This is a genomic window from Streptomyces sp. 1-11 (assembly GCF_007176755.1).
In the GTDB taxonomy this organism is placed as follows: Bacteria; Actinomycetota; Actinomycetes; order Streptomycetales; family Streptomycetaceae; genus Streptomyces.
This window is the reverse complement of the sequence record NZ_BJTV01000012.1, coordinates 208120-234066: the sequence shown is the minus strand read 5'-3', so window position 1 is coordinate 234066 and position 25947 is coordinate 208120. Positions and strand designations below refer to the sequence as shown.

Below are 25947 nucleotides of genomic sequence, written 5' to 3'. Positions count from 1 at the left end.
GTCACCGATCAGCCGATCACCCGCGCCCGGACCACGGATCTCGGTCCGCGGGCGCCGTTCCCGGGGAGGAACCCTTGACCGACCGCAGCACCGCGTCCCGCGCGGTACCCGCCGCAGGCACGCCCGACCGCGATCTGCACGCCTTCATCGCCGGACTGCCCAAGGCCGAACTGCACGTCCACCACGTCGGCTCCGCCTCCCCGCGCGTCGTCTCGGAACTGGCCGCCCGCCACCCGGACTCCAAGGTCCCCACCGACCCCGAGGCCCTGGCCGACTACTTCACGTTCACCGACTTCGCGCACTTCATCGAGGTCTACCTGTCCGTGGTGGACCTCATCCGCACCCCGGAGGACGTCCGGCTGCTGACCTACGAGGTGGCCCGCGACCTGGCCCGGCAGCAGGTGCGGTACGCCGAGCTGACCATCACCCCGTTCTCCTCGACCCGGCGCGGCATCGAGGAGACGGCCTTCATGTCCGCCATAGAGGACGCCCGCAAGGCGGCCGAGGCCGAGTTCGGGACCGTACTGCGCTGGTGCTTCGACATCCCCGGCGAGGCCGGTCTGGAGTCCGCCGAGGAGACCGCCCGGCTGGCCACCGACGACCGGATCCGCCCGGAGGGCCTGGTGTCCTTCGGGCTCGGCGGCCCGGAGATCGGCGTACCGCGCCCCCAGTTCAAGCCGTACTTCGACCGGGCCATCGCGGCGGGCCTGCACTCCGTCCCGCACGCCGGCGAGACGACCGGCCCTCAGACGGTGTGGGACGCGCTGACCGAGCTGCGCGCCGAGCGCATCGGGCACGGCACCAGCTCCGCGCGGGACCCCCGGCTGCTCGCCCACCTCGCCGAGCACCGCATCCCGCTGGAGGTCTGCCCGACCTCCAACATCGCCACCCGCGCGGTCGCCACCCTGGACGAGCACCCGCTCGAGGAGTTCACCCGGGCCGGAGTGATCGTCACGATCAACTCCGACGACCCGCCGATGTTCGGCACCGACCTCAACAACGAGTACGCGGTGGCCGCCCGCCTCCTCGGCCTGGACGAGCGGGGGCTGGCCGGGCTGGCGAAGAACGCCGTCGAGGCGTCCTTCCTGGACACCGCGGGCAAGGCGCGCATCGCGGCGGAGATCGACACCTACGCCGCCGCCTGGCTCGCCTCCTGACGCACGGCCCCGCGGGGGCGCACCCCACAATGGGGGCCATGCAGACCGTGACCGCCGTGGCCCACCGCGGCGCCCCCTACCGTTTCCGTGAGAACACCCTGGACTCGCTGCGCTGCGCGCTCGGCCTGGGCGCGGACGCGGTCGAGATCGACGTACGGCTCACCCGCGACAACGTCCCCGTGCTGCTGCACGACGAGACGCTGGACCGGCTCTGGGGGCACCCCCGGCCGCTGCGCTCGGTGTCGGCCGCCGAGCTGAGCGGGCTGACGGCCGGCGGGGTGCCGACGCTGGAGCAGGCGCTGGCCGCGACGGACGGCAGCCGGGTGATGGTGGACCTGTGCGGCCGGGTCGACCGCCGGACGGCCGCGGCGGTCCTGGACGTCGTACGGCAGTGCGGGGCCGCGGACCGGGTGTACTACTGCGCGGGCGCCGAGGCCATGCTCGCGGTACGGGCCGCCGATCCGGCCGCCGAGATCGCCCTGACCTGGACGACGCTCGCCCCGCCCCGGCCCGCGCTGCTGGACGCGGTACGCCCCCGCTGGCTCAACTACCGCTTCACCCTGGTCGACCGGAACCTGGCGGCCCGGGTCCACCGCGCCGGCCACCTGCTGTCGGTGTGGACCCCGGACACCCGCCGCTCCCTGCGCCGCCTGCTCGGCCTGGGCGCCGACTCGATCACCACGAACCGCGTCGACGCCCTGCACGCGCTGCGCGCCGTCGACTGAGCACGGCGGCCGGCCGCAGACGCCGGCCGGGAAGACCGCGCCCCCCGCCCGGTCGCGCCGACGGCCGCCCGGCCGGCCGTCGGCGTGACCGGCCGGCCGGCCGTGCCCCCGGGTCAGCCGGCGGGCGCCGCGGCGGCGGCCGGCCCGGTGAGCGCCTCCAGCCGCTTGGTCCTGCGGCGCACGACGTACAGCGGGACGGCCCCGAAGACTCCGAAGGACATGTCGATCAGGGTCCACCAGAAGGGGATCCCGCGGACCGGCCCGCACACGAGGGCGAGCGGGACGATCCCGGCGCAGGCGATCAGCCCGAACTCGATCACCCAGATGTTGCGCACCGGGTCGCGGTAGGGCCCGTAGAAGGCGACCGCGATGACGAGATGCGCGAAGGCCAGCCAGTCGGTGCCGTACAGCAGGAACGGGTGGTCGGCGTCGGCCGCGTCGAGCCCTTCCCGCACCCGGGTGATCCAGTCCGTGAGCCCCGGCAGCAGTTCGGGCACGGACAGCGCCCGGAGCCCGCTCTCCGTCCAGCGCAGCTCGTGCACCAGCGGGAACGCGGTGGCACCGCTGAGCACCAGGCACACGACGAACAGGACCAGCCAGACGCGGATGCCCCTCAGCAGGGCGGCTCTGTCGTTCATGGCAGGAGCGTACCCGCGATTTGAACGTGTTCAAAATCCTTTGGAGCGAGAAACCGGCGGACCGGTCAGGAATCGAGAAGCGCCGGGCCGTGGCGCGCGGCTAGCGTGCTGCCTGGACCGAGCCGAGCGACGGGAGACACGAGGACCATGGCCACGAGGACGGACGAGACCCAGCCGCCTGCGCCGCACCTCGCCGACAGCCACGACCTGATCCGGGTGCACGGCGCGCGCGAGAACAACCTCAAGGACGTCAGCATCGAGCTGCCGAAGCGCCGGCTGACGGTGTTCACCGGCGTCTCCGGCTCGGGCAAGAGCTCACTGGTGTTCGACACCATCGCGGCCGAGTCGCAGCGGCTGATCAACGAGACGTACAGCGCCTTCGTGCAGGGCTTCATGCCGGCTCTCGCCCGGCCCGAGGTCGACGTGCTCGACGGGCTGACCACCGCGATCACCGTCGACCAGCAGCGGATGGGCGGCGACCCGCGTTCCACGGTCGGCACCGCCACCGACGCCAACGCGATGCTGCGCATCCTCTTCAGCCGGCTCGGCCGGCCGCACATCGGCTCCCCCAAGGCGTTCTCCTTTAACGTCGCCTCGATCAGCGGAGCGGGCGCGGTCACCGTGCAGCGCGCCGGGCAGACCGTGAAGGAGCGGCGCAGCTTCAGCATCACCGGCGGCATGTGCCCGCGCTGCGAAGGCCGGGGCAAGGTCTCCGACATCGACCTCACCCAGCTCTACGACGACTCCAAGTCGCTGAGCGAGGGCGCGCTCACCATCCCCGGCTACAAGGCGGGCGGCTGGAACTACCGGCTCTACAGCGAGTCGGGCTTCTACGACCCGGACAAGCCGATCAGCAAGTACACCAAGAGGGAACTGCGGGACTTCCTGCACCACGAGCCGACCCGGATGAAGATCGCGGGCATCAACATGACCTACGAGGGTCTGATCCCGCGGATCCAGAAGTCGATGCTCGCCAAGGACCGCGAGTCGATGCAGCCGCACATCCGGGAGTTCGTGGACCGCGCGGTCACCTTCACCACCTGTCCCGACTGCGACGGCACCCGGCTGAACGAGGGCGCCCGGTCGTCGAGGATCGGCGGGATCAGCATCGCCGACGCCTGCGCGATGCAGATCAGCGACCTGGCCGCCTGGGTCCGCGGGCTCGACGAGCCGTCCGTGGCGCCGCTGCTGGGGAAACTGGGGCAGACCCTGGACTCGTTCGTGGAGATCGGCCTCGGCTACCTCGCCCTCGACCGGCCGGCCGGCACGCTGTCGGGCGGCGAGGCGCAGCGCGTGAAGATGATCCGCCACCTGGGCTCCTCGCTCACCGACGTCACGTACGTGTTCGACGAGCCCACCGCGGGCCTGCACCCGCACGACATCCAGCGGATGAACGAACTGCTGCTGCGGCTGCGGGACAAGGGGAACACGGTGCTCGTCGTGGAGCACAAGCCGGAGCTGATCGCGATCGCCGACCACGTGGTCGACCTCGGACCCGGCGCCGGCACGGCGGGCGGCGCCGTCTGCTTCGAGGGCACCCTTGAAGGCCTGCGGGCCAGCGGCACGCTGACCGGCCGTCACCTCGACGACCGGGCCGCCGTGAAGAAGACGGTGCGCGAGCCGACCGGCACCCTGGAGATCCGGGGGGCGTCGGCGAACAACCTGCGCGACGTCGACGTCGACATCCCGCTCGGGGTGCTCACCGTCGTCACCGGTGTCGCCGGGTCCGGCAAGAGCTCCCTCGTGCACGGCTCGATCCCGGCCGGCGCGGGCGTGGTGTCGGTGGACCAGAGCCCGATCCGCGGCTCGCGGCGCAGCAACCCGGCGACCTACACCGGGCTGCTCGACCCGATCCGCAAGGCGTTCGCCCAGGCCAACGACGTCAAGCCGGCCCTGTTCAGCGCCAACTCCGAGGGCGCCTGCCCCACCTGCAACGGCGCCGGCGTCGTCTACACCGACCTGGCGATGATGGCCGGCGTCGCCACCACCTGCGAGGAGTGCGAGGGCAAGCGGTTCGAGGCGTCGGTGCTGGAGTACCGCCTCGGCGGCCGCGACATCAGCGAGGTGCTCGCGATGCCGGTCGCCGAGGCCGAGGAGTTCTTCGGCGCCGGCGAGGCGCGCACCCCGGCGGCGCACCGCGTCCTCACCCGGCTCTCGGACGTCGGGCTCGGTTACCTCACCCTCGGGCAGCCGCTGACCACCCTGTCCGGCGGCGAGCGCCAGCGGCTGAAGCTCGCCACCCACATGGGGGACAAGGGCGGCGTCTACGTCCTCGACGAACCCACCTCCGGCCTGCACCTCGCCGACGTCGAGCAGCTGCTGGGCCTGCTCGACCGGCTCGTGGACGCCGGCAAGTCGGTCGTCGTCGTCGAACACCACCAGGCGGTCATGGCCCACGCCGACTGGATCATCGACCTCGGTCCCGGCGCCGGCCACGACGGCGGCCGCGTCGTCTTCGAGGGCACCCCCGCCGACCTGGTCGCCGCCCGTTCGACGCTCACGGGCGAGCACCTGGCGGCCTACGTCGGCGGCGGCGCGGTCTGACCCCTACAGTCCCACGATGGTGTTCCAGCGCTTGGCCAGCTCCAGCCGTTCGGCGGAGGTGATGTCGCGGGCGACGGCCAGGCGCCCGCGCATCGTGGAGTCCGGGAAGATCAGGGGGTTGTCGGCCAGGGCGGCGGTGTCCTTGTCCTTGGACGCGGCCAGCACCTCCCTGGCCGCGGGCACGGGACAGACGTAGTTGACCCAGGCGGCGAGCTCGGCGGCGACCTCGGGCCGGTAGTAGTAGTCGATCAGGCGCTCGGCGTTGGTCTTGTGGCGGGCCCGGTCGGGGATCATCAGGGAGTCCGACCACAGCTCGGCGCCCTCCTCGGGGACGACGAAGCGGATGTCGGGGTTGTCGGCCTGGAGCTGGATGACGTCGCCCGAGTAGGCCTGGCAGGCGAGGACGTCGCCGCTGACCAGGTCCTTGGTGTAGTCGTTGCCGGTGAAGCGGCGGATCTGGCCCCGGCGGACCTCCCGCTCCACCCGGTCGCACACCCGGTGGAAGTCGGCCGTGGTCCACCGGGTGATGTCCACGCCGTCGCCCTGCATCAGCAGCGCGAACGCCTCGTCCAGCCCGGAGAGCAGGGTGACCCGGCCTTTCAGGTCGCTCGCCCAGAGGTCCGCCACGCCCCGGATCTCACGGCCCAGCCGGCGGCGGTCGTAGGCGATGCCGGTGATGCCGGACTGCCACGGCACCGTGGACCTGCGGCCCGGGTCGAAGGCGGGCGAGCGCAGCAGCGGGTCCAGGTGCTCGGCCACGTTGGGCTGGCGGGAGCGGTCCATCCGCTGCACCCAGCCCAGCCGGACGAAGCGCGCGCACATCCAGTCGCTGATGACGATCAGGTCGCGGCCGGTGCGCTGGTGGTTCATCAGCGAGGGGCTGATCTTGCCGAAGAACTCGTCGTTGTCGTTGATCTCCTCGGTGTAGCCGACGGAGATCCCGGTGTGCTTCTCGAAGGCCTCGAGGGTGGGCCGCCGGCCCGGGTCGTCGTCATCGGTGTCGATGTAGAGCGGCCAGTTCGCCCAGGTGAGTCTCCGGTCGGCGGCGGACTCGTCCTTCGCGGACCGGTCGCCCGGCTCGACATAGGCGGCGGGCACCCCGCAGCCGGCGAGGGTGCCGAGCGCGGCGGCGCCGGTGAGCGTGCGCAGCAGGGAACGGCGGGACGGGGCGTGCGGGGAGGTCCGGGTCACCCCGGCAGGATGCAGCGGCCGCGCCCGGCCGGGCAATTGACGGTGCGTCGAGCGGACCGGGCGGGACCCGACACCCTGTCGAACGGCGTCCGGGGGACGTACCGTCGCACACGCGCGCGGCCCCGGACGGGGAGGTGTGTCCCCCGTCCGGGGCCGCGCGGGCCGGCCCCCGGGGGCCGGTGAGCCGGGTGCTACGCGTCGAGCGAGGTCATCACGTGCTTGATGCGCGTGTAGTCCTCGAAGCCGTACGCCGACAGGTCCTTGCCGTAGCCGGACTTCTTGAAGCCGCCGTGCGGCATCTCGGCGACCAGCGGGATGTGGGTGTTGATCCACACGCAGCCGAAGTCGAGCTTCTTGGACATGCGCATCGCGCGGCCGTGGTCCTTGGTCCACACCGAGGAGGCGAGGGCGTACTCGACGCCGTTGGCCCACTCCACGGCCTGGTCCTCGTCCGCGAAGGACTGGACGGTGATGACCGGGCCGAAGACCTCGTTCTGGATGATCTCGTCGTCCTGCTTCAGGCCGGAGACGACGGTCGGGGCGTAGAAGTAGCCCTTGTCGCCGACCTGCCGGCCGCCGGCCTCCACCTTGGCGTGCGCGGGCAGCCGCTCGATGAAGCCGGCGACCTGCTTGAGCTGGTTGGGGTTGTTCAGCGGGCCGAAGAGGACGTCCTCGTCGTCCGGCTGCCCGGTCTTGGTCTCGGCGGCGGCCTTGGCCAGCGCGGAGACGAACTCGTCGTGGATGGACTCGTGGACCAGGACGCGGGTCGCGGCCGTGCAGTCCTGGCCGGCGTTGAAGAAGCCGGCCACGGAGATGTCCTCGACGGCCTTGGCGATGTCGGTGTCCTCGAAGACGACGACCGGGGCCTTGCCGCCCAGCTCCAGGTGGACCCGCTTGACGTCCTTGGAGGCGGACTCGGCGACCGACATGCCCGCGCGGACGGAGCCGGTGATGGAGGCCATCGCCGGGGTCGGGTGCTCGACCATCAGGCGGCCGGTGTCGCGGTCGCCGCAGATGACGTTGAAGACGCCCTTGGGCAGGATCGAACCGAGGATCTCGGCGATCAGCACGGTCGAGGCGGGGGTGGTGTCCGAGGGCTTCAGCACGACCGTGTTGCCCGCGGCGATGGCCGGGGCGAACTTCCACACGGCCATCATCATCGGGTAGTTCCACGGCGCCACCTGGGCGCAGACGCCCACCGGCTCCCGGCGGATGATCGAGGTCATCCCGTCCATGTACTCGCCGGCCGAGCGGCCCTCGAGCAGCCGGGCCGCACCCGCGAAGAAGCGGATCTGGTCGACCATCGGCGGGATCTCCTCGGAGCGGGTCAGCCCGGTCGGCTTGCCCGTGTTCTCCACCTCGGCCGCGATCAGCTCCTCGGCGCGCTCCTCGAACGCGTCGGCGATCTTCAGCAGGGCCTTCTGGCGCTCCGCGGGGGTCGTGTCGCGCCAGGCCGGGAAGGCCGCGGCGGCGGCCGCCATCGCGGCGTCCACGTCCGCCTGCCCGGACAGTGGCGCGGTCGCGTACGCCTCGCCCGTCGCGGGGTTGACCACCTCGGTGGTCCGTCCGTCGGCGGCGTCCCGGAACTCACCGTCGATGTAGTTGCGCAGACGACGCAGCTCGGTGCTCACTGCCGGCCTCCTGATCTGGTTCGAGGGTCTGAGCTCTCCAGCCCGGCCGGCCGTTGCGGCTGTCCGAAGGCTGAGACACCCCACCCTAATCGGCACGCCCACGTTTTCAACACCCCCGTCCGCGCCTCTTCTGCGAAATCCGCAAGGTAAGGACTCGCAAACAACGAATTTCATCGCCTCGGCCTTGCGAAACTGTCGAGACGTCGTGCACAGTGAGGTCGTGGCCAGTCGAAGCGCAGACCAGAGGGACTCGTCCCGCGAGTCCAGGAACGGCAGCAGCCCCCAGCTGGACGCCGTCTCTCTCGCCATCATCCAGCAGCTCCAGGAGGACGGCCGCCGGCCGTACGCCGCGATCGGCAAGGCCGTCGGCCTGTCGGAGGCGGCCGTGCGCCAGCGCGTCCAGAAGCTGCTGGACCAGGGCGTGATGCAGATCGTCGCCGTCACGGACCCGCTCACCGTGGGCTTCCGCAGGCAGGCGATGGTCGGGATCAACGTCGAGGGCGACGTCGAGTCGATCGCGGACGCGCTGACGGCCATGTCGGAGGTCGAGTACGTGGTGATGGCCGCGGGCTCGTTCGACATCCTCGCGGAGATCGTGTGCGAGGACGACGACCACCTGCTGGACGTCATCAACAAACGCATCCGGGCGCTGCCCGGCGTGCGCTCCACCGAGAGCTTCGTCTACCTGAAGCTGAAGAAGCAGACCTACATGTGGGGAACCCGATAACCGTGACCGAGAAGGACCTCAGCCGCACCGCGTACGACCACCTGTGGATGCACTTCACCCGCATGTCCTCGTACGAGAACTCCCCCGTCCCGACCATCGTCCGGGGCGAGGGCACCTACATCTACGACGACAAGGGCAAGCGCTACCTGGACGGTCTCGCGGGCCTGTTCGTGGTCCAGGCCGGTCACGGCCGCACGGAGCTCGCCGAGACCGCCGCCAAGCAGGCCCAGGAGCTCGCGTTCTTCCCGGTGTGGTCCTACGCCCACCCCAAGGCCGTCGAACTGGCCGAGCGCCTGGCCCACGAGGCCCCCGGCGACCTGAACAAGGTCTTCTTCACCACCGGCGGCGGCGAGGCGGTCGAGACCGCCTGGAAGCTCGCCAAGCAGTACTTCAAGCTGATCGGCAAGCCCACCAAGTACAAGGTCATCTCCCGCGCGGTCGCCTACCACGGCACCCCGCAGGGCGCCCTGTCCATCACCGGCCTGCCGGGTCTGAAGGCCCCCTTCGAGCCGCTGGTGCCGGGCGCGCACAAGGTCCCGAACACCAACATCTACCGCGCCCCGATCTTCGGTGACGACCCGGAGGCCTTCGGCCGCTGGGCCGCCGACCAGATCGAGCAGCAGATCCTCTTCGAGGGCCCCGACACCGTCGCCGCGGTCTTCCTGGAGCCCGTGCAGAACGCCGGCGGCTGCTTCCCGCCGCCCCCCGGCTACTTCCAGCGCGTGCGCGAGATCTGCGACCAGTACGACGTGCTGCTCGTGTCGGACGAGGTCATCTGCGCCTTCGGCCGCCTCGGCACGACGTTCGCCTGCGACAAGTTCGGCTACGTCCCGGACATGATCACCTGCGCCAAGGGCATGACCTCGGGCTACTCCCCGATCGGCGCCTGCATCGTCTCCGACCGCCTGGCCGAGCCGTTCTACAAGGGCGACAACACCTTCCTGCACGGCTACACCTTCGGCGGCCACCCGGTGTCGGCCGCGGTGGGCCTGGCCAACCTCGACCTGTTCGAGCGCGAGGGCCTGAACCAGCACGTGCTGGACAACGAGGGCGCCTTCCTGAAGACCCTGCAGAAGCTGCACGACCTGCCGATCGTCGGCGACGTCCGCGGCAACGGCTTCTTCTACGGCATCGAGCTGGTGAAGGACAAGCACACCAAGGAGTCCTTCAACGAGGAGGAGACCGAGCGCGTCCTGTACGGCTTCCTCTCCAAGGCGCTGTTCGACAACGGCCTGTACTGCCGTGCCGACGACCGCGGCGACCCGGTCGTCCAGCTCGCCCCGCCGCTGATCTCCAACCAGGAGACGTTCGACGAGATCGAGCAGATCCTGCGCGCCACCCTCACGGAGGCGTGGACGAAGCTCTGAGCCTCCGGCTGAGCCAAGGTCATCCGACCGGATGATCAACACCGGCCCCGGCGCCGCCCGTTCGAGTGAGAACGGCGGCCCGGGGCCGTGTGCTGTCCAGGCTCCCGCGGCGGGCTGCCTAGCGTGCCAGTGACCGATCGGCCCTGCCTTCGTTCCCCCGGACGAGCGATCAGGCACGGGAAAACGGATCAGAACCGAGGTGTACGCCATGGAGGCCCCGCCGGACAACGACGTGCTCTGGGCACGCTCCCTGCACTACAGGCACCAGGACGGCTCCCCCGGCCTCGCCGGGGTCTCGCTCGGCGTGCGGGTGGGCGAGATCCTCGCCGTCGCCGGCCCGCGCGGCAGCGGCAAGACGACCCTGCTGCAGTGCCTGTCCGGTCTGCTCCCGGTGCGCGACGGCGAGGTCTGGTTCAACAGCTCGCCCGTGCACACCCTGGGCCCGGCCGCCCGCGAACGGCTGCGCCGCGACCACTTCGGCTGGGTGGAACCCGCCCCTGTGCTGGTGCCGGAGCTGAACGTGTGGGAGAACACCGCCCTGCCGCTGATGCTGCGCGGCACCGGCCGGCGGCGCGCCAAGGCGGCCGCCCTGGAGTGGCTGGAGCGGCTCGACGCCGGCGAGCACGCGCGCCGGCACCCGCGGGAACTGCAGCAGGCCGAACGCCAGCGCGTGGCCATCGCCCGCGCGCTCGCCCCCGGCCCCACGGTCCTCTTCGCCGACGAGCCGACGGCCCCGCTGCACCGCGGCGACCGGGCGCACGTGCTGCGCACCCTCACCACCGCGTCCCGTTCGCACGGCATCACGGTCGTCCTGGCCACGCACGACGCCGAGACCGCCGCCCTCGCCGACCGCACGGTCTCCCTGCTGGACGGGCGGCGGGTGCGGACCGTGCCGCTGCCGGAGACCGCGGAGACGGAAGGCCGGGCGGCGTGCTCGCTCTCCGTCTGACCCGCGCGGCCCGGCCCGCCGTACACCTGCGCCGGCTGCTGGTGGCCGCGGCCTCGGCGGGAACCTCGTTCCTGCTGCTGTCCTCGCTCGGGTACGCGCTGGCGCACCCCGGGACACCGGACGCGGCGGTGCGGCTGGCCTGGTGCGCGGTCCCGCTCGCCGCCACGGTCCACCTCGCGCTCGCGGTGGCCCGCACGGACCCCGGCACCAGGCCGCGGCCCGGGCTGTCGGCGCTGGGTCTGGGCCCGGCGCGGCTGATGGCGGTCTCGGTGCTGACCACCGTGCTGTCCTGCGCTCTGGGCTCGCTGCTGGCGCTGCTGGTCTTCCTGCGCCTGCGCGGCGACCTGGCGGGCGCGCCCCTCGGCGGCGCGGCGGCCCGGTTCCTGGCCACGGACCAGTCCTTCCCGCTGCCCGCCGCGCTGACGCTGCTGGCGCCGGTCCCCGCGCTCGCCGCCGCGGCGGTCGCGCTCGCCCTGCGCCCGCGCGACCCGCGTCCGCCGGCCGGCGCCCGCCGCGCCCTCGGCCGCTTCGGCGCGTACGGCCGCTCCGCGCCCCGGGAGACGTTCGGGGCGTACGGCAGGTTCGGGGCACGCCAGCGCGTCCCCGCGGCGGCCCGGCAGGGCGCCGCACCGCCCCCGGCCGGCGGCGCCGCCACGGCGGCGGCCACCGAGCCGGAGGCGGACGGCAGCGGGCCGGACGGGACCGGGGTGAACGGGACGGAGGTGAACGGGACCGAGATCGCGGACGCCGGCGAGACCGGCGCGCCGGGCAGCCGTCCCGCCCCGGCCGCCGCCCCCGCCGGTCTGCCCTGGGGCGTCGCGGCCGCCGCCGCCGGACTCGCGGTACAGGCCTACGCCGGCCGGCCCGCCGTGCCCACCCTCACCCACCTGCCCGCCGGCGCGGTGGCCGTCCTGGCCGGCTGGCTCCTGACCGCGGCCGGGCTCGTGCTCGCCGCCCCCGGGCTCACCCACCTGTGCGGACGCCTGCTGCAGTCCGCCCGCCCCGGCGCGCTCCGGCTGCTGGCCGGCCGCGTGCTCATGGCGGAGGCCCCCCGGATCGGCCGGCCGCTCGGCGTGGCCTGTGCCGCCGCCGCGGCGACCTACGCCATGACCGCGCTGTACCAGGGACCGGCCGCGTCGCCCGGCCCGCTGCGGGCGCTGGGCGCGCTCGTGGTCACCGGCTGCACCGTGGCGACCCTGCTGACGGCGGCCGTGGAGGCCCGCCAGTGCCGTGCCGAGACCACCGCCGCCCTGCTGCGGCTCGGCGCCCCGGCGGGCATGCTGCGTACCGCCGCCGCCCTGCGCGCCGCCGCCCTGCTGGTGCTGTTCGGCCCGCTCACGCTGGCGATCGCCCTTCTCGCGGCGCCGGCGTCGGGCCGCTGAGACGCGGCGCCGGAGCCGGACGCGAAAAAAGTCGGCCACCGGCGATGAGTTCTCCCCCGGCCCGGTGTCCAACCCCACGACAGCGACGACCGCAGCCCAGGGAGGCACCCCGTGTACCAGCAGATGATCTTCGTGAACCTGGCCACCGACGACGTCGAGGCCTCGAAGAAGTTCTTCACCGAGCTCGGCTACTCGATCAACCCGCAGTTCAGCACCGACGACTGTGCCTGCGTGGTGATCAGCGACACGATCGTGGCGATGCTGCTGGGCAAGCGGCGTTACGCCGACTTCACCAAGAAGGAGATCGCCGACTCCACCAGGACCAGCGAGGTGCTCCTCTGCCTGAGCGCGGAGAGCCGCGAGAAGGTGGACGAGCTGGTCGACAGGGCGATCGCGGCGGGCGGCTCGTCGAGCGGCGAGACCCAGGACCACGGCTTCATGTACGGCCGCGCCTTCGACGACCTCGACGGCCACACCTGGGAGGTCATGTGGATGGACCCGGCCGCGGTCCAGGGCTGACCCCCTCCCGGCCGGGCACGCGCACCCGCACGCCTAGCATGGGCGGGTGCATCAGACACCCGCCCAGCCGAACAGGGCAGCCCACGACCGTGAGATCGAGTCGCTCGCCGAGTTCGACGAGGTGGTCGCCGGACCCGGCTCACTGGCCCGGTACCGCGTGCAGGCCGTCGATCTGACGGACCGTACGGACGAGCTGCTCGGCGCCGACACCGAGGGCGCCGTCTTCCTCGGCTGCCCGATGGACCCCCGGGCCGCGGCGCACGTCCGCTCCACCGGCGCCCTGGTCTTCCCGCCGATCCCGGGGCTCCCGTTCGATCCGTACCGTGGATTCGCCTACACGCCCGACGAGTTGTTCCGCTCGCTCGACGACGGCTACGAGGCGACTCCCGACGCGCTGGCCTACGCCTGGTTCCAGCGCACCAAGGCGGACGGCGACGTCTTCTCCTCGATGCTGCGCGCGATCCATGACGACTCGGTCTCCGACGCCCTGGACGAACTCCTCTCGGGCGCACCGGTGGTGGGCGTCATGGGCGGGCACGCGATGGCCCGCGGCACCGTCGAGTACGCCGGCGCGGCCCGGCTGGGCCGCGAGCTGGCGCGCGACGGGTTCACGGTCGCCACCGGCGGCGGCCCGGGCGCGATGGAGGCGGCGAACCTCGGCGCGTACGCCGCGCCCTTCGCCGACGGCATGCTTGAGGAGGCGCTGCTGCTCCTCGCCAAGTCGCCGTCCTTCCGCCCGTCGGTCACCGACTGGGCGCGGGCCGCCTTCGAGGTGCGCGAACGCTGGCCCGGCGGCGGGGAGTCGGTGGGCATTCCGACCTGGTTCTACGGCCACGAGCCGCCGAACGCCTTCGCCGCCCACATCGCCAAGTACTTCACCAACGCCCTGCGCGAGGACGGCCTGCTGGCCCGCTCCACCGCCGGGGTGGTGTTCCTGCCGGGCGCCGCCGGGACCGTGCAGGAGATCTTCGACAACGCCACCCCGAACTACTACGAGTCGCGGGGCGAGCCCACCCCCATGGTGCTCGTGGACGAGGAGCACTGGACGCGGCGGCTGCCCGCCTGGCCGCTGCTGCGGTCGCTGGCCGGCGGACGGGCGATGGAGTCCCGAATCAGCCTCGTTGACCGGATCGAGCAGGCTCCCGAGGCGTTGAAACGTCTCCGCAGGCAATAAGCAGGCAAAGTCAACGGGCCTGAGGGGCCTACGCATTGACACCTCTTATGGAACGCTTATAAACCTGTGTGTCTCTTGGGGATGCTGGGGCCTCATCTCTTCCGTGCGCCCCAACTCCCTTTCTACCCCCCGCAGTTATGCACTCTGTAAAGGACAAACGTGTCCATAACTCGCCGTAACGCACGTCGTTCCGTGCGCATCCTGGGTGTCGCCTCCGCCTCCGCCGCGCTGGCGCTGGGCGTCGCGGGCCAGGCGCTCGCCTGCAACATCAGTGAGTTCACCGCCGAAGCCAAGTGCGACGGCACCAAGGGCGTCATCGTCGTCACCGACAAGGACAGCTCCGGCACGCCCGCCACCGTCACCGTCTTCGAGAAGACCGACGCCGGTGAGACGCAGGTCGGCCAGGAGGTCGTCAAGGGCTCCGGCGGCGCAGGCACCCCGGTCGTCTTCAACGTGGACTGGAAGGCCAGCACGACCTACCGGATCCACGTCAAGACGGACCGCTTCAATGTCGACGACGACATCGCGGGCGGTGTGACGACCGAGGCCACCACCTGCAAGAAGGAGGAGTCCCCCTCCCCGAGCGCGCCGGCCAGCCCGTCGTCGAAGCCGTCCCCCTCCGCTCCGGAGGAGTCCGCGAAGCCGACTCCGTCCGCCTCGGAGAGCAGCACCACCCCGGCCCCGGCGGCCACCTCGGGCAACGCGCCGTCCCCGGCGGCCGGTGACTCGAACCTCGCCGAGACCGGTGCCAACTCCAACACCGGCATGATCGCCGGCGTGGCCGGCGCGCTGGTCGTCGTCGGCGGTGGCGCGGTCTTCTTCGGCATGCGCCGCCGTGGAGCGAAGAACGGCGCCTGACGCCCGTCTTCGCACACCGCTCGTGCGACACCGCGGCCCGTCCCCGTATCCCCGGGGGACGGGCCGCGGTCCTGTTCAGCCGAAGTTGGTCCGCTCGAGCCAGAACTCCAGCACCTCGCGCTCGCCCAGCACTTCGAGACCGGGAGCGTCCAGCGGCAGCCGCCGGTAGAAGGCGAGCAGCACCGAGGTGAGCGGTCCGCGCAGGGCGACGGTGGCCTTCTCGTGGCCGCGGCGCCAGCCGAAGCCCTCCTCGCCCAGCTCGACGATCCACTCGGCGTTCAGGGCCGGTTCGGCGTCCGTGGCGTGCAGGTGGATGCTGCGGCCCGGGCCACGCAGCTCCGCCGCGGCCGGGTCGGCCGCGTTGCGCTGCGCCCACTCCACGAGCTGGAGCCACTCGTCCAGGGCGTCGGCGGCGATGTCGGGCGCCACGTCGTAGGGCAGGCCGGCCGCGAGCGCGGCGTCGGCGCGGTGCACGGTGATCTCGTGGGCCATGCGCCGGGCCCAGAAGCCGCAGTGGAGGTCTCCCGCCCACGTCCACACCGCGGCGCCGGGTCCCGCCTCGCGCAACGCGGCCACGGTCAGCTCACCCGTCTCCGCGAGCCACTTGTCCAGGGCGGCCGCGTCGCCCCGCTCCTCGGGCCCGGCACCGTACGGCACCCGCTCCAGCGGGATGTCCTCCTGAGCGCGGGCGCGCACCAGGGTGTCCACCCAGCGCAGGGCACCGCCCATGTGGCGCACGAGGTCCTCCAGCGACCACTCCGGGCAGGTGGGCACGGTGGCGGCGAGGTCGGCGCCGGAGGTCACCACGGCCCTCAACTGCTGCACCTGCAGCTCGATTTCGTCGCAGTACCGGTCATGTGCGAGCAAGGTCATGCCCTCACCCTAGGCACACGATGATCAGCCGAGCACGACGATTTCGGCCACGTCGAACGCGACCCCCAGCTCGGCGCCGGGGTCGGGCGCGTCCCGGAGCGCGCAGGCCGCCTCCAGGGGCGGACCGCCGTCCAGGGGCAGCAGCCGGACGGCCACATGGGTTCCTTTGAAGGTGCGGGCGGTCACCGTGCAGGGCAGGCCCTCGTCGGCGGCGACGAGCCGCACCCCGGCGGGGCGGACCAGCAGCGGGCGGTCGCCCTGCGGTGAGCCCTCGGGCACGGGCAGCTTGCCCCAGGGGGTGTCCGCGGCGCCGTCGGCGACCGTCGCGGGCGCCACGTTCTCGAAGCCGAGGAACCGGGCCACGAACTCGTCCGCGGGCCGCTGCCAGACCTCCAGCGGGGTCCCGGACTGGGCGATCCGCCCGTCCCGCATCACCACCACCCGGTCGGCCAGCGCGAACGCCTCGCCCTGGTCGTGCGTCACCGCCAGCACGGTGGTGCCCAGCCGGCCGAACAGCTCGCGCAGTTCCACCACCAGCCGGTCCCGCAGCGAACGGTCGAGCTGGCCCAGCGGCTCGTCCAGCATCAGCAGCCGGGGCCGGGGCGCGAGCGCCCGGGCCAGGGCCACCCGCTGCTGCTCGCCGCCGGACAGCCCGGCCACGGCCCGCCCGGCCGCCCCCGGCAGACCGACCAGGTCCAGCAACTGGCCCACCTCGGCGTCCCGTCGCCCCTTGCCGACCCCGTGCATCCGCAGCCCGAAGGCCACGTTGCCGCCGACGTCCCGCTGCGGGAAGAGCTGGTGGTCCTGGAACATCAGGCCGACACCGCGCTTGTGCGCCGGCACGCCCACCTGGTCCCGGCCGCCGAGCAGCACCCGCCCCGAGTGGAGCGGCTGCAGTCCGGCCACCGCCCGGAGCAGCGTCGACTTCCCGCTGCCGCTGGGCCCGAGCACGCACACCACCTCGTGCTCGGCGACGTCCAGGCCGACCGAGTCCAGCACCGGCCGTCCGCCCAGGCGCACGGTCGCCGCCTCCAGGCTCAGCAGCATCAGAACTCCCCCGTCCGGTCCGTGCGCAGCCGCTCCAGCACCAGCAGCGCGGCGGCGCACACCACCATCAGAATCGTGGACAGGGCCATCGCCTGCCCGTAGTTGAGTTCCCCGGGCCGGCTCAGCAGCCGGGCCACGGCGACCGGAAGCGTCGGGTTGTCGGGCCGCGCGATGAACACGGTCGCCCCGAACTCGCCCAGGGACACCGCGAAGGCGAACCCGGCCGCGATCAGCAGCGCCCGCCGCACCAGCGGCAGGTCGACCTCCCGCCACACCCGCCAGGGCGAGGCGCCCAGCACGGCCGCCGCCTCCCGGAGCCGGCCGTCCACCGCCCGCAGCACCGGCAGCATGGTCCGCACCACGAAGGGGGCGCCGACCAGCGCCTGGGCGAGCGGGACGAGGATCCAGGACTGCCTGAGGTCCAGCGGCGGCCGGTCCAGGGCGATCAGGAAGCCGAAGCCGACGGTGACGGCGGAGACGCCGAGCGGCAGCATCAGCAGCGCGTCGAAACCGCGCACCAGCCGTCCCGCGTCCCGGCGGGCCAGCGCGGCGGCGGCGAGGCCCCCGATCACCAGGGCGATGGCGGTGGCGGCGACGGCGTACTCCAGCGAGGTCCACACGGCGTGCAGCGGCGCCACCAGGAAGGTGCCGCCGTCGGCGTCGGTCAGCGCCCGGTAGTAGCCGAGGCCGGGCGCGTCCAGGGATCGCTGCACGAGGACGGCGAGCGGCAGCACGAGCAGCAGCGCGACGGTGAGCAGGACCCCGGCGAGCAGCGCCCACTGCCCCGCGCCGCGCGGCCGGCGCGCGGTCGTCTTCGGGTCGGCCAGGCGCAGGGCGCTCTCGCGCCGCCGCACCGTCCAGGCGTGCACGGCGAGGATCGCGCCCACCGCGGCGAACTGGACGAGGGTCAGCACGGCCGCCGTGGAGAGGTCGAAGACCTCCGAGGTCTGCCGGTAGATCTCCACCTCCAGGGTGGAGAACGTGGGGCCACCGAGGATCTGCACCACGCCGAAGGAGGTGAAGGTGAACAGGAAGACCATCAGCGCGGCGGCGGCCACGGCGGGCGCGAGGGCGGGCAGAGTGACCTTCCGCCACGCCGCCGGCGGAGAGGCGCCGAGCATCCGCGCCGCCTGCTCCTGCCGGGGGTCGAGCTGGGCCCACAGCCCGCCGACGGTCCGCACGACGACCGCGTAGTTGAAGAAGACGTGCGCCAGCAGGATCGCCCACACAGTGGTGTCCAGCCGTACGCCCCACAGGTCGTCGAGCAGCCCGCCGCGTCCGACCAGCGCCAGGAACGCCGTGCCCACCACGACGGTCGGCAGCACGAACGGGACGGTGACGACCGCCCGCAGCAGTTGTCTGCCGGGGAAGTCGAAGCGGGCGAAGACGTGGGCGGCGGGCAGGGCGAGCAGCAGGGTGAGCGCGGTGGAGGCGAGCGCCTGCCAGGTGGTGAACCACAGCACGTGCCGGATGTCCGGCTGTGTGACGACGTCCGCTATCCGCCCGAGCTGCCAGGCGCCGTCCGCCTTCAGACCGCGCGCCACGATCGCGGCGACGGGCCAGGCGAAGAACACGGCGAAGAACGCGGCGGGCAGGGCCATCAGCCCCAGCCGCGCCGCGCTCCCGCGCGCGGTGCCCTTGCGGGCCGCTACCTCAGTACGAGTGAGGTCCACGACTTGACCCACTGGTCACGGTTGGCGGCGATGGTGGCGGGCGGCATGGTCTCGGGGTCCTTGGCCTGCGGCCCGTACTTGGTGAAGTCCGGCGGCACCGCGGCGCCCTGGCGCACCGGGTAGACGAACATGTTGAGCGGCATGTCCTCCTGGAACTCCTTGGTGAGCAGGAAGTCCAGGAACGCCTTGCCGCCCTTAGTGTTCTTCGCGTTGCTCAGCAGGCCCGCGTACTCGGTCTGCCGGAAGCAGGTGCCCTGGGACACCCCGGTGGGGGCGGTGCCGGGCCGCTTCTTGGCGTAGATGACCTCGGCGGGCGGCGAGGAGGCGTACGACACCACCAGCGGGCGGTCGCCGCCGGCCTTCCTGCCCTCCGACGACCCGGAGAACTCCTGGTAGTAGGCCTGCTCCCAGCCGTCGACGACCTTGACGCCGTTGGCCTTCAGCTTCTTCCAGTAGTCCTGCCAGTGGTCGCCGCCGAACTTCGCGGCGCTGCCCAGCAGGAAGCCGAGACCGGGCGAGGAGGTGGCGGCGTTCTCGGTGACGAGGAGGTTCTTGTACGCGGGCTTGGCGAGGTCGGCGAAGGACTGCGGCGGGGTCAGCTTGTGCTCGCTGAACCAGGCCTTGTCGTAGTTGACGCAGATGTCACCGGTGTCGACCGGCGTGACACGGTGCCTGCCCTGGTCGACGCGGTACTGGGGCAGCACCTGGTCGGAGCCCTTCGGCTCGTAGGACTGGAACAGCCCGTTGTCCAGGGCGCGGGAGAGCAGGGTGTTGTCGACGCCGAAGAAGACGTCGCCCTGCGGGTTGTCCTTGGTCAGCAGCGCCTTGTTGACGGCCTGCCCGGCGTCGCCGCTCTTGAGGACCTTGACCTGGTAGCCGGACTTCTTCTCGAAGTCCCGCAGGACGCTCTTGGAGACCAGCCACGAGTCGTGGCTGACGAGGGTCACGGTCCTGGAGTCCGCGGCGGATCCCTTGGCGTCGCCCGTCCCGCAGCCGCTCAGCACGGGCAGGGCGACGAGGCCGAGCCCCACCGCCACGGCCACGAGGGTCTTGTTGTGCACTGGATGTCCTCCTGGGGTTGGCCAGGAAGAGACGCGGCCCTGCCCGGACTCCGCGGGGGGAGTCCGGGCAGGGCGCAACAGCTTGAGTGGTGACCGAACTTCCTACCCAGAATGACCTGGGCGAGGTTCAGAGGGTCTGCGGCCCGGTTGCCGCACTCTCAGCGCTGTGGCGCTCCCCTGTCGGAATATGCAGATGTAGTTGACGTGGCCAGATTATCGCTCGGTGGCCGCGAGCTGACCACAGGCCCCGTCGATCTCCTGTCCCCGGGTGTCCCGGACCGTGACCGGTACACCATGGGCCGCGATGGCCTCCACGAACGCCTTCTCGTCCTCGGGCCGCGAGGCGGTCCACTTCGAGCCCGGCGTCGGGTTCAGCGGGATGAGGTTGACGTGCACGGGCTTGCCCTTGAGCAGCCGGCCGAGCCGGTCGCCGCGCCAGGCCTGGTCGTTGATGTCCCGGATCAGCGCGTACTCGATGGACAGCCGGCGCCCGGACTTCGCGGCGTACTCGAACCCGGCGTCCAGCACCTCGCGCACCTTCCACCGCGTGTTCACGGGGACCAGGGTGTCGCGCAGTTCGTCGTCGGGCGCGTGCAGGGAGATCGCGAGGCGGCACTTGAAGCCCTCGTCGGAGAACCGGTGGATGGCCGGGACCAGCCCGACCGTCGACACGGTGATGCCGCGCTGCGACAGGCCGAGCCCGTCGGGGGCGGGGTCGGTCAGCGCCCGGATGGCGCCCACGACCCGCTTGTAGTTGGCGAGCGGCTCCCCCATGCCCATGAAGACGATGTTGGACAGCCGCGCGGGCCCCCCGGGCACCTCGCCGTCCCGCAGCGCCCGCATACCGTCCACGATCTGGTGCACGATCTCGGCGGTGGACAGGTTCCGGTCGAGACCCGCCTGCCCGGTGGCGCAGAACGGGCAGTTCATCCCGCACCCGGCCTGCGAGCTGATGCACATGGTGACCCGGTCCGGGTACCGCATCAGCACGGACTCCACGAGGGTGCCGTCGAACAGCCGCCACAGCGTCTTGCGGGTGGTCCCCTGGTCGGTCGACAGGTGCCGCACGACGGTCATCAGCTCGGGCAGCAGCGCTTCCCGCAGCTTGCCGCGCGCACCGGCGGGGATGTCGGTCCACTCCGCCGGGTCGTGCGCGTACCGCGCGAAGTAGTGCTGCGACAGCTGCTTGGCACGGAACGGCTTCTCCCCGATCTCGGCCACCGCGTCCTTGCGCTCGGCGGGCGTGAGATCGGCGAGATGCCGCGGCGGCTTCTTGGCTCCGCGCGGGGCGACGAAAGTGAGTTCTCCGGGCTTGGGCATGGTGGTTCCAGTGTCGCAGATCCAATCGGGTGACCTGCGGGCGTCGCCTGCTACGACTGCCGGTAGTGGTCGTCGCCGGTCGCCGGTGAGCGGCCTCGGACGGCCCAGGGACGGCTCAGCGGAGATCACTCGTCGGCTGTCGGCCACTCATCGGTGCGCCAGAGGCCCCCATTAACCAGGGCCTTGCCTTCCTGATCGAATCGCACGATTCATCCCTATCCTGCATCCATGAGTATCGACTACGCGGCAGTGTTCCAAGCAATGCCGGGCGCGGTCGCTCTGCTGACTCCCGACCTGGTCTTCGCCGACGCCAACCTCGCGTGGCTGCGCCAGGCCGGACGCAGCCGCGACCAGGTGGTGGGCCGCTACCTCTTCGACGCCTTCCCCGGCAGTCCGCGGGACCCGACAGCCTCCGGCGCCCACCGCCTGGAGGCATCCCTGCGCGCGGTCCTGGCCAACCGCGAGGTCGACATGGACCTGCAGCGCTACGACATGGAATCCGCGCAGCGCCCCGGCCATTGGGAGGAACGCTACTGGAGCTCGGTCAACGCGCCCCTCTTCGCGCCCGACGGCCACATCGCCCTGGTGATCCACCGCGTCGAGGAAGTCACAGAACTCCTGCGCGCCGCCAGCCGGCCGGACGGCTCACGCCAGCTCGAGGCCGAGCTCTTCAGCCGGATGCGGCAGCTGCACGAAGTCAACGAGCGCCTGCGTCGCGCCCATGCCCGCGAGCGTGAGGTCGCCCTCTCACTACAGCGCGCAATGCTCCCCGTTCCGCCCCCGATCGGCCATCACCGGTTCGCCGTCCGCTACCGGCCCGCGGTCGGCTCCCTCAATGTCTGCGGCGACTGGTACGACCTGGTCCAACTCCAGGACGGCGACAAGATCGCCGTGGCCGTCGGCGATGTCGTCGGCCACGGCCTGGAAGCCGCAGGCATCATGGGCCAGCTCCGCAGCGCCCTGTCCGCCACCTCCCTGGTCGCCACCGGTCCCGCCCAGGCCCTCGAGGTCCTCGGCCGGTACGCGCATTGCGTCACCGGCGCCGAGTCGACCACGGTGGTGACCGCCTTCATCGACTTCGGCCGCCACCTCATCACCTACTCCAGCGCCGGCCACCCCCCTCCGGTCCTTCTTCGCGGCGACGGCACCGTGGACTTGTTGGACAGGGCGACCGATCCGCCACTGGATGCCGTCTTCGAGCCCAGTCCTCGGCCGGAAGCCACCACCGCCTTCACCGACGGCGGCACCCTTCTGCTCTACACCGACGGCCTCATCGAACGCCGCCACCAGGACATCGACACCGGACTCGGCCAACTCACCGACGCCCTGATCCGCCACAGGGAACTCACCACCCCCGACGCACTCGCCGACGCCGTGATGAACGACCTGATCCCCGCCGAAGGCGTCACAGACGACACCGCCCTGGTCGTCGTCAGCCTGTGAGGTTTCTCAACGCCGACCAGCTTGACCACCGTGTAGGCGACGGCGGAGACGGCCAGGACGGCCGCCAGCCCGGCCACGGTGAACACCCCCCCCCCCGGCGAACAGGCCCGCGGTGATGCCCCCGAGCGTCGTCCTCAGCTGTGAAGTTCTGCTGGTGAACGGTCGGGTTTCCTGGTCGGGTATTGCCCCACCGGTCGTGCTGCCGTAGCAAGGTGCTCTATGAACCTTTTCGGCCGCAGCCCTTTCCAGCGGCGTCCGGAGGCGCCCGCCTCCCCCGCCGCGTACACCGCCTCGGCACCGGGCGCCACCGCCGTCCTGCCCGATCCCGGCCTGGCGTCGCTCACCGGGGAGTGGGCGATCGATCCCGCGCACAGCCGGATCGGGTTCTCCGTGCGGCACGCGATGGTGACCACGGTGCGCGGCGCCTTCACGCAGTACGAGAGCAAGCTCTACTTCGACGCCGGTGACCCCTCCCGCTCCCGGGCCGACATCGTGATGTACACGGCGAGCGTGGACACCGGGGTGGAGCAGCGCGACGCCCACCTGGTGGGCCGTCAGTTCCTGGACGCGGCGACGTACCCGCGGATGACCTTCACCAGCAACGCCGTGCGACTCGCGGGCGAGGACGTCTACGTGATGTCCGGCGACCTCACCATCAAGAACGTCAGCCGCCCCGTCGACCTGGAACTCACCTACATCGGCCATGTGACGGACCCGTTCGGCTACGAGCGGGTCGGCTTCGACGGCACCACCACCATCAACCGGTGCGACTGGGGCCTGACCTACGACGCCAGGCTGGCCCAGGGCGGGGCCATGGTGAGCGAGAAGGTGCGCCTCCAGTTCGACATCGCCGCCATCCGCACCGCCTCCTGAGTCCGGCACGTACGACGACGGGCCCCACCCTGGTCGGGGTGGGGCCCGTCGTTCGTGTGCTCCGGGCGGCTCTCGTGTGCTCCGCGCCGCTTCCGGGTGCCTAGGGCGGCTCAGGCCGAGCCGACGAACAGCACCAGCAGGAGCCAGACCACCGGCGCCGTCGGCAGCAGCGAGTCCAGCCGGTCCATAATGCCGCCGTGACCGGGGAGCAGGGTGCCCATGTCCTTGATGCCCAGGTCGCGCTTGATCATGGACTCGCCGAGGTCGCCGAGGGTGGCGCTGGCGGCGACGGCGAGGCCGAGCAGCAGGCCCTGCCACCAGGCGCCGTCGTCGATCAGGAACTGCATGCACAGCGCGCCCGCGACCATGGCGAACAGCACCGCGCCGAGCAGGCCCTCGCGGGTCTTGCCGGGGCTGATGCGCGGGGCGAGCTTGGTCTTGCCGAAGCGCCAGCCGACCGCGTAGGCGCCGGTGTCGCTGACGACCGTCAGGAGCAGGAAGGTCAGCACGCGCCAGGGGCCGTCGCCGGCGGTGAGCATCATCGCGACGAACGTGGCGAGGAACGGCACGTAGAACGCCGCGAAGACGCCGGCGGTGACGTCCTTGAGGTAGCCCTCCGGCGGTTCCGTCATGCGCCAGACCAGGATCGCCAGGGCGGTCAGCGCCATCGCGACCCACGCGCCCTCGGCGCCGCGGACGTACCCGGCGACCACCATCGCCGCACCGCCCACCGCGAGCGGCACCAGCGGCGCCCCGATGTCCTTGCGCTCCCGCAGCCTGCTGGTCAGCTCCCACAGCCCGACGACCACCGCGACCGCGATGACACCCACGAAGACGGCCTTGACGACGAACAGCGACGCGATGATCACCGCACCGAGCCCGACCCCGACGCCTATGGCGGCGCTCAGGTCACGGCCCGCGCTCTTCTTCTGCGGCGCGGGCGCCGGCTGCGGGGCGTCGGGCATGGGCTCCGGATTCTGCGTCTCGTCGCGGAACAAGGGGCCGCTCAGCCGAGCGGCCCCCCGGTCGTCGTCCTGGTCTCCGCCATGCGCGGGTACGTCGGGCACGATGGGCATGGGGCGAGTCTGCTGCGCCTGAGGCGCATCGTACGCGGGACCCGCCGGGGCAGGCCCGTGGGCGGGCCCGCCCTCGGCGGGCCCCCAGTAGCCGGTCTGCCCCGCCGTCGGCGGCGCCCCCCAGGAAGAGTGGCTCATCAGACTTCGAGCAGCTCCGCTTCCTTGTGCTTCAGGAGCTCGTCCACCTGGGCGACGTACTTCGCCGTGGTGTCGTCAAGCTCCTTCTCCGCACGGCGGCCCTCGTCCTCGCCGACCTCGCCGTCCTTGATCAGCTTGTCGATGGCGTCCTTGGCCTTGCGGCGCACCGAACGGATCGACACCCGGGCGTCCTCCGCCTTGCCCTTAGCGACCTTGATGTAGTCGCGGCGGCGCTCCTCGGTGAGCTCGGGGAACACCACGCGGATGATGTTGCCGTCGTTGCTCGGGTTGACGCCCAGGTCGGAGTCGCGGATCGCCTGCTCGATGTTGCGCAGCGCGGTCTTGTCGAACGGGGTCACGACCGCCATGCGCGGCTCCGGCACGGAGAACGAAGCCAGCTGGTTGATCGGCGTCGGCGCACCGTAGTACTCGGCAACGATCTTGTTGAACATCGCCGGGTGCGCACGGCCGGTGCGGATCGCGGCGAAGTCCTCCTTGGCGACCACGACGGCCTTCTCCATCTTCTCCTCGGCCTCGAGGAGGGTCTCTTCGATCACCACTTGCTCCTGCGTGTCTTGAGTGAGGCCCGGCTGCGGTTGCTGAAGTCGTACGGCGGCCGGCTGCGTCGCGTCTTCTTCCTGCACGGTTCCCGACCGGCAGGACATTGTCCATCCCCCGGCCAGGGTGCGTCCCGTCCGTCCTCCGGACAGGTGTCGTACCGCGGGCGTCCGGGGTCGCCGGTCAGTCCCGGCTGCCCTGGTCACCCACCAGCGTGCCGATCTTCTCACCCTTGACGGCCCGGGCGATATTGCCCTCCGCGAGCAGCTCGAACACGAGGATCGGCAGGCTGTTGTCGCGGCACAGGGTGATGGCGGTGGCGTCGGCGACCTTGAGGTCCCGGGTGATGACCTCGCCGTAGCCGAGGGCGTCGAACTTGACCGCGTCGGGGTTGGTCTTGGGGTCGGAGTCGTAGACCCCGTCCACGCCGTTCTTGCCCATGAGAAGCGCCTCGGCGTCGATCTCCAGGGCGCGCTGGGCGGCGGTGGTGTCGGTGGAGAAGTACGGCATGCCCATACCGGCGCCGAAGATGACCACGCGGCCCTTCTCCAGGTGGCGCACGGCGCGCAGCGGGATGTACGGCTCGGCGACCTGGCCCATGGTGATGGCGGTCTGCACCCGGCTGTCGATGCCTTCCTTCTCCAGGAAGTCCTGGAGGGCGAGGCAGTTCATCACGGTGCCGAGCATGCCCATGTAGTCGGAGCGGGCCCGGTCCATGCCGCGCTGCTGGAGCTCGGCGCCGCGGAAGAAGTTGCCGCCGCCGATGACGACCGCCACCTCCGCGCCGTCCCGGACGACGGCCGCGATCTCGCGGGCGATCTTGTGCACCACGTCCGGGTCCACGCCCAGGCCCCCGCCACCGGAGAACGCCTCTCCGGACAGCTTCAGCAGAAACCGGCCGCGTACTTTGCCGTCGTCGCTCTTCTGGGCCTTGGTGGTCATGGAGATCCCGCCTCTTTCACGTGTTGCACATACGAAGAAGGCCACTGCCGGTTGGGGTCGCTTTTCGCTCCCATGCGCGGC

Annotated in this window: 22 protein-coding genes, 1 pseudogene and 1 riboswitch; of the genes and pseudogenes, 12 read left to right on the top strand and 11 right to left on the bottom strand. The window is 71.8% G+C overall.

The features are described from left to right. Positions 1-15: 15 nt before the first annotated feature. Both TNCT1_RS25240 and TNCT1_RS25235 read left to right on the top strand, forming a co-directional pair. A pseudogene (locus TNCT1_RS25240) lies at positions 16-1157 on the top strand (adenosine deaminase). A gap of 38 nt (positions 1158-1195) precedes the next feature. Further along, the gene (locus tag TNCT1_RS25235; protein ID WP_143636082.1) at positions 1196-1882 is read left to right on the top strand and encodes a glycerophosphodiester phosphodiesterase; all 687 of its coding nucleotides are present in this window, start codon (positions 1196-1198) and stop codon (positions 1880-1882) included. 113 nt (positions 1883-1995) lie between these two features. Here TNCT1_RS25235 and TNCT1_RS25230 read toward each other — a convergent pair whose 3' ends face one another. Then, complete coding sequence (locus tag TNCT1_RS25230; RefSeq protein ID WP_143636080.1) at positions 1996-2520, bottom strand: hypothetical protein; 525 nt, start codon at positions 2518-2520, stop codon at positions 1996-1998. A gap of 147 nt (positions 2521-2667) precedes the next feature. Here TNCT1_RS25230 and TNCT1_RS25225 point away from each other — a divergent pair, with 147 nt between their 5' ends. After that, positions 2668-5064, top strand: coding sequence for an excinuclease ABC subunit UvrA (locus TNCT1_RS25225; RefSeq protein WP_143636078.1), 2397 nt, complete (start codon positions 2668-2670; stop codon positions 5062-5064). Positions 5065-5067: 3 nt separating this feature from the next. On the opposite strand, the gene TNCT1_RS25220 is transcribed toward TNCT1_RS25225, so the two are convergent. Together TNCT1_RS25220 and TNCT1_RS25215 are read right to left on the bottom strand one after the other, a co-directional pair. Next, positions 5068-6255 carry a PotD/PotF family extracellular solute-binding protein gene (locus TNCT1_RS25220; protein WP_143636075.1) on the bottom strand — a complete coding sequence of 396 codons (1188 nt, stop codon included), beginning with the start codon at positions 6253-6255 and terminating at the stop codon, positions 5068-5070. 191 nt (positions 6256-6446) lie between these two features. Continuing rightward, complete coding sequence (locus TNCT1_RS25215) at positions 6447-7886, bottom strand: gamma-aminobutyraldehyde dehydrogenase (protein WP_143636071.1); 1440 nt, start codon at positions 7884-7886, stop codon at positions 6447-6449. Between the two features lie 205 nt (positions 7887-8091). On the opposite strand from TNCT1_RS25215, the gene TNCT1_RS25210 reads away from it, so the two are divergent. The 7 genes from TNCT1_RS25210 (at position 8092) to TNCT1_RS25180 (ending at position 14862) form a co-directional block, all read left to right on the top strand. After that, positions 8092-8613, top strand: coding sequence for an Lrp/AsnC family transcriptional regulator (locus TNCT1_RS25210; RefSeq protein WP_129306286.1), 522 nt, complete (start codon positions 8092-8094; stop codon positions 8611-8613). 2 nt (positions 8614-8615) lie between these two features. Continuing rightward, positions 8616-9980: an aspartate aminotransferase family protein gene (locus TNCT1_RS25205; protein WP_174266441.1), complete on the top strand. Its 1365-nt coding sequence runs from the start codon at positions 8616-8618 to the stop codon at positions 9978-9980. Positions 9981-10188: 208 nt separating this feature from the next. Continuing rightward, entirely contained in the window at positions 10189-10929 is a 741-nt protein-coding gene (locus tag TNCT1_RS25200) for an ABC transporter ATP-binding protein (protein WP_143636066.1), read from the top strand. Then, the gene (locus TNCT1_RS25195; RefSeq protein WP_143636064.1) at positions 10911-12311 is read left to right on the top strand and encodes a hypothetical protein; all 1401 of its coding nucleotides are present in this window, start codon (positions 10911-10913) and stop codon (positions 12309-12311) included. The genes TNCT1_RS25200 and TNCT1_RS25195 overlap by 19 nt, the downstream gene beginning before the upstream one ends. A gap of 111 nt (positions 12312-12422) precedes the next feature. After that, positions 12423-12830: a VOC family protein gene (locus TNCT1_RS25190; RefSeq protein WP_143636061.1), complete on the top strand. Its 408-nt coding sequence runs from the start codon at positions 12423-12425 to the stop codon at positions 12828-12830. 46 nt (positions 12831-12876) lie between these two features. After that, positions 12877-14004: an LOG family protein gene (locus TNCT1_RS25185; protein ID WP_143636058.1), complete on the top strand. Its 1128-nt coding sequence runs from the start codon at positions 12877-12879 to the stop codon at positions 14002-14004. Positions 14005-14163: 159 nt separating this feature from the next. Continuing rightward, positions 14164-14862, top strand: a complete 699-nt coding sequence (locus tag TNCT1_RS25180) for an LAETG motif-containing sortase-dependent surface protein (protein ID WP_143636056.1) — start codon at positions 14164-14166, stop codon at positions 14860-14862. 75 nt (positions 14863-14937) lie between these two features. On the opposite strand, the gene TNCT1_RS25175 is transcribed toward TNCT1_RS25180, so the two are convergent. From TNCT1_RS25175 to rlmN, 5 genes are all read right to left on the bottom strand, one after another. Beyond that, a complete protein-coding gene (locus TNCT1_RS25175) occupies positions 14938-15735 on the bottom strand; it encodes a maleylpyruvate isomerase family mycothiol-dependent enzyme (protein ID WP_143636054.1) in 798 nt (265 codons plus the stop codon). 24 nt (positions 15736-15759) lie between these two features. Further along, on the bottom strand, positions 15760-16782 hold the full coding sequence (locus TNCT1_RS25170) for an ABC transporter ATP-binding protein (protein ID WP_143636052.1): 1023 nt from the start codon (positions 16780-16782) through the stop codon (positions 15760-15762). After that, positions 16782-18383, bottom strand: coding sequence for an iron ABC transporter permease (locus TNCT1_RS25165; RefSeq protein WP_143636164.1), 1602 nt, complete (start codon positions 18381-18383; stop codon positions 16782-16784). Before TNCT1_RS25165 ends, TNCT1_RS25170 begins: the two co-directional genes overlap by 1 nt. Positions 18384-18430: 47 nt before the next feature. Then, entirely contained in the window at positions 18431-19516 is a 1086-nt protein-coding gene (locus TNCT1_RS25160) for a thiamine ABC transporter substrate binding subunit (RefSeq protein WP_143636050.1), read from the bottom strand. Positions 19517-19597: 81 nt separating this feature from the next. Then, positions 19598-19705: riboswitch (TPP riboswitch) on the bottom strand. A gap of 24 nt (positions 19706-19729) precedes the next feature. Further along, positions 19730-20836, bottom strand: coding sequence for a 23S rRNA (adenine(2503)-C(2))-methyltransferase RlmN (rlmN, locus tag TNCT1_RS25155; protein WP_143636048.1), 1107 nt, complete (start codon positions 20834-20836; stop codon positions 19730-19732). A 228-nt stretch (positions 20837-21064) separates the two neighbouring features. Between rlmN and TNCT1_RS25150 the strand changes: the two genes are divergently transcribed. Both TNCT1_RS25150 and TNCT1_RS25140 read left to right on the top strand, forming a co-directional pair. Next, a complete protein-coding gene (locus tag TNCT1_RS25150) occupies positions 21065-22279 on the top strand; it encodes a PP2C family protein-serine/threonine phosphatase (RefSeq protein ID WP_143636046.1) in 1215 nt (404 codons plus the stop codon). Positions 22280-22498: 219 nt separating this feature from the next. Then, on the top strand, positions 22499-23152 hold the full coding sequence (locus tag TNCT1_RS25140) for a YceI family protein (RefSeq protein ID WP_143636044.1): 654 nt from the start codon (positions 22499-22501) through the stop codon (positions 23150-23152). Positions 23153-23262: 110 nt separating this feature from the next. Here the strand turns inward: TNCT1_RS25140 and TNCT1_RS25135 are convergent, their stop codons facing one another. From TNCT1_RS25135 to pyrH, 3 genes are all read right to left on the bottom strand, one after another. Beyond that, positions 23263-24366 carry a phosphatidate cytidylyltransferase gene (locus tag TNCT1_RS25135; protein ID WP_143636042.1) on the bottom strand — a complete coding sequence of 368 codons (1104 nt, stop codon included), beginning with the start codon at positions 24364-24366 and terminating at the stop codon, positions 23263-23265. Beyond that, positions 24366-24923, bottom strand: a complete 558-nt coding sequence (gene frr / locus TNCT1_RS25130) for a ribosome recycling factor (RefSeq protein ID WP_143636040.1) — start codon at positions 24921-24923, stop codon at positions 24366-24368. Before frr ends, TNCT1_RS25135 begins: the two co-directional genes overlap by 1 nt. A 184-nt stretch (positions 24924-25107) precedes the next feature. After that, positions 25108-25866: a UMP kinase gene (gene pyrH / locus TNCT1_RS25125; RefSeq protein ID WP_143636038.1), complete on the bottom strand. Its 759-nt coding sequence runs from the start codon at positions 25864-25866 to the stop codon at positions 25108-25110. Positions 25867-25947 lie beyond the last annotated feature (81 nt).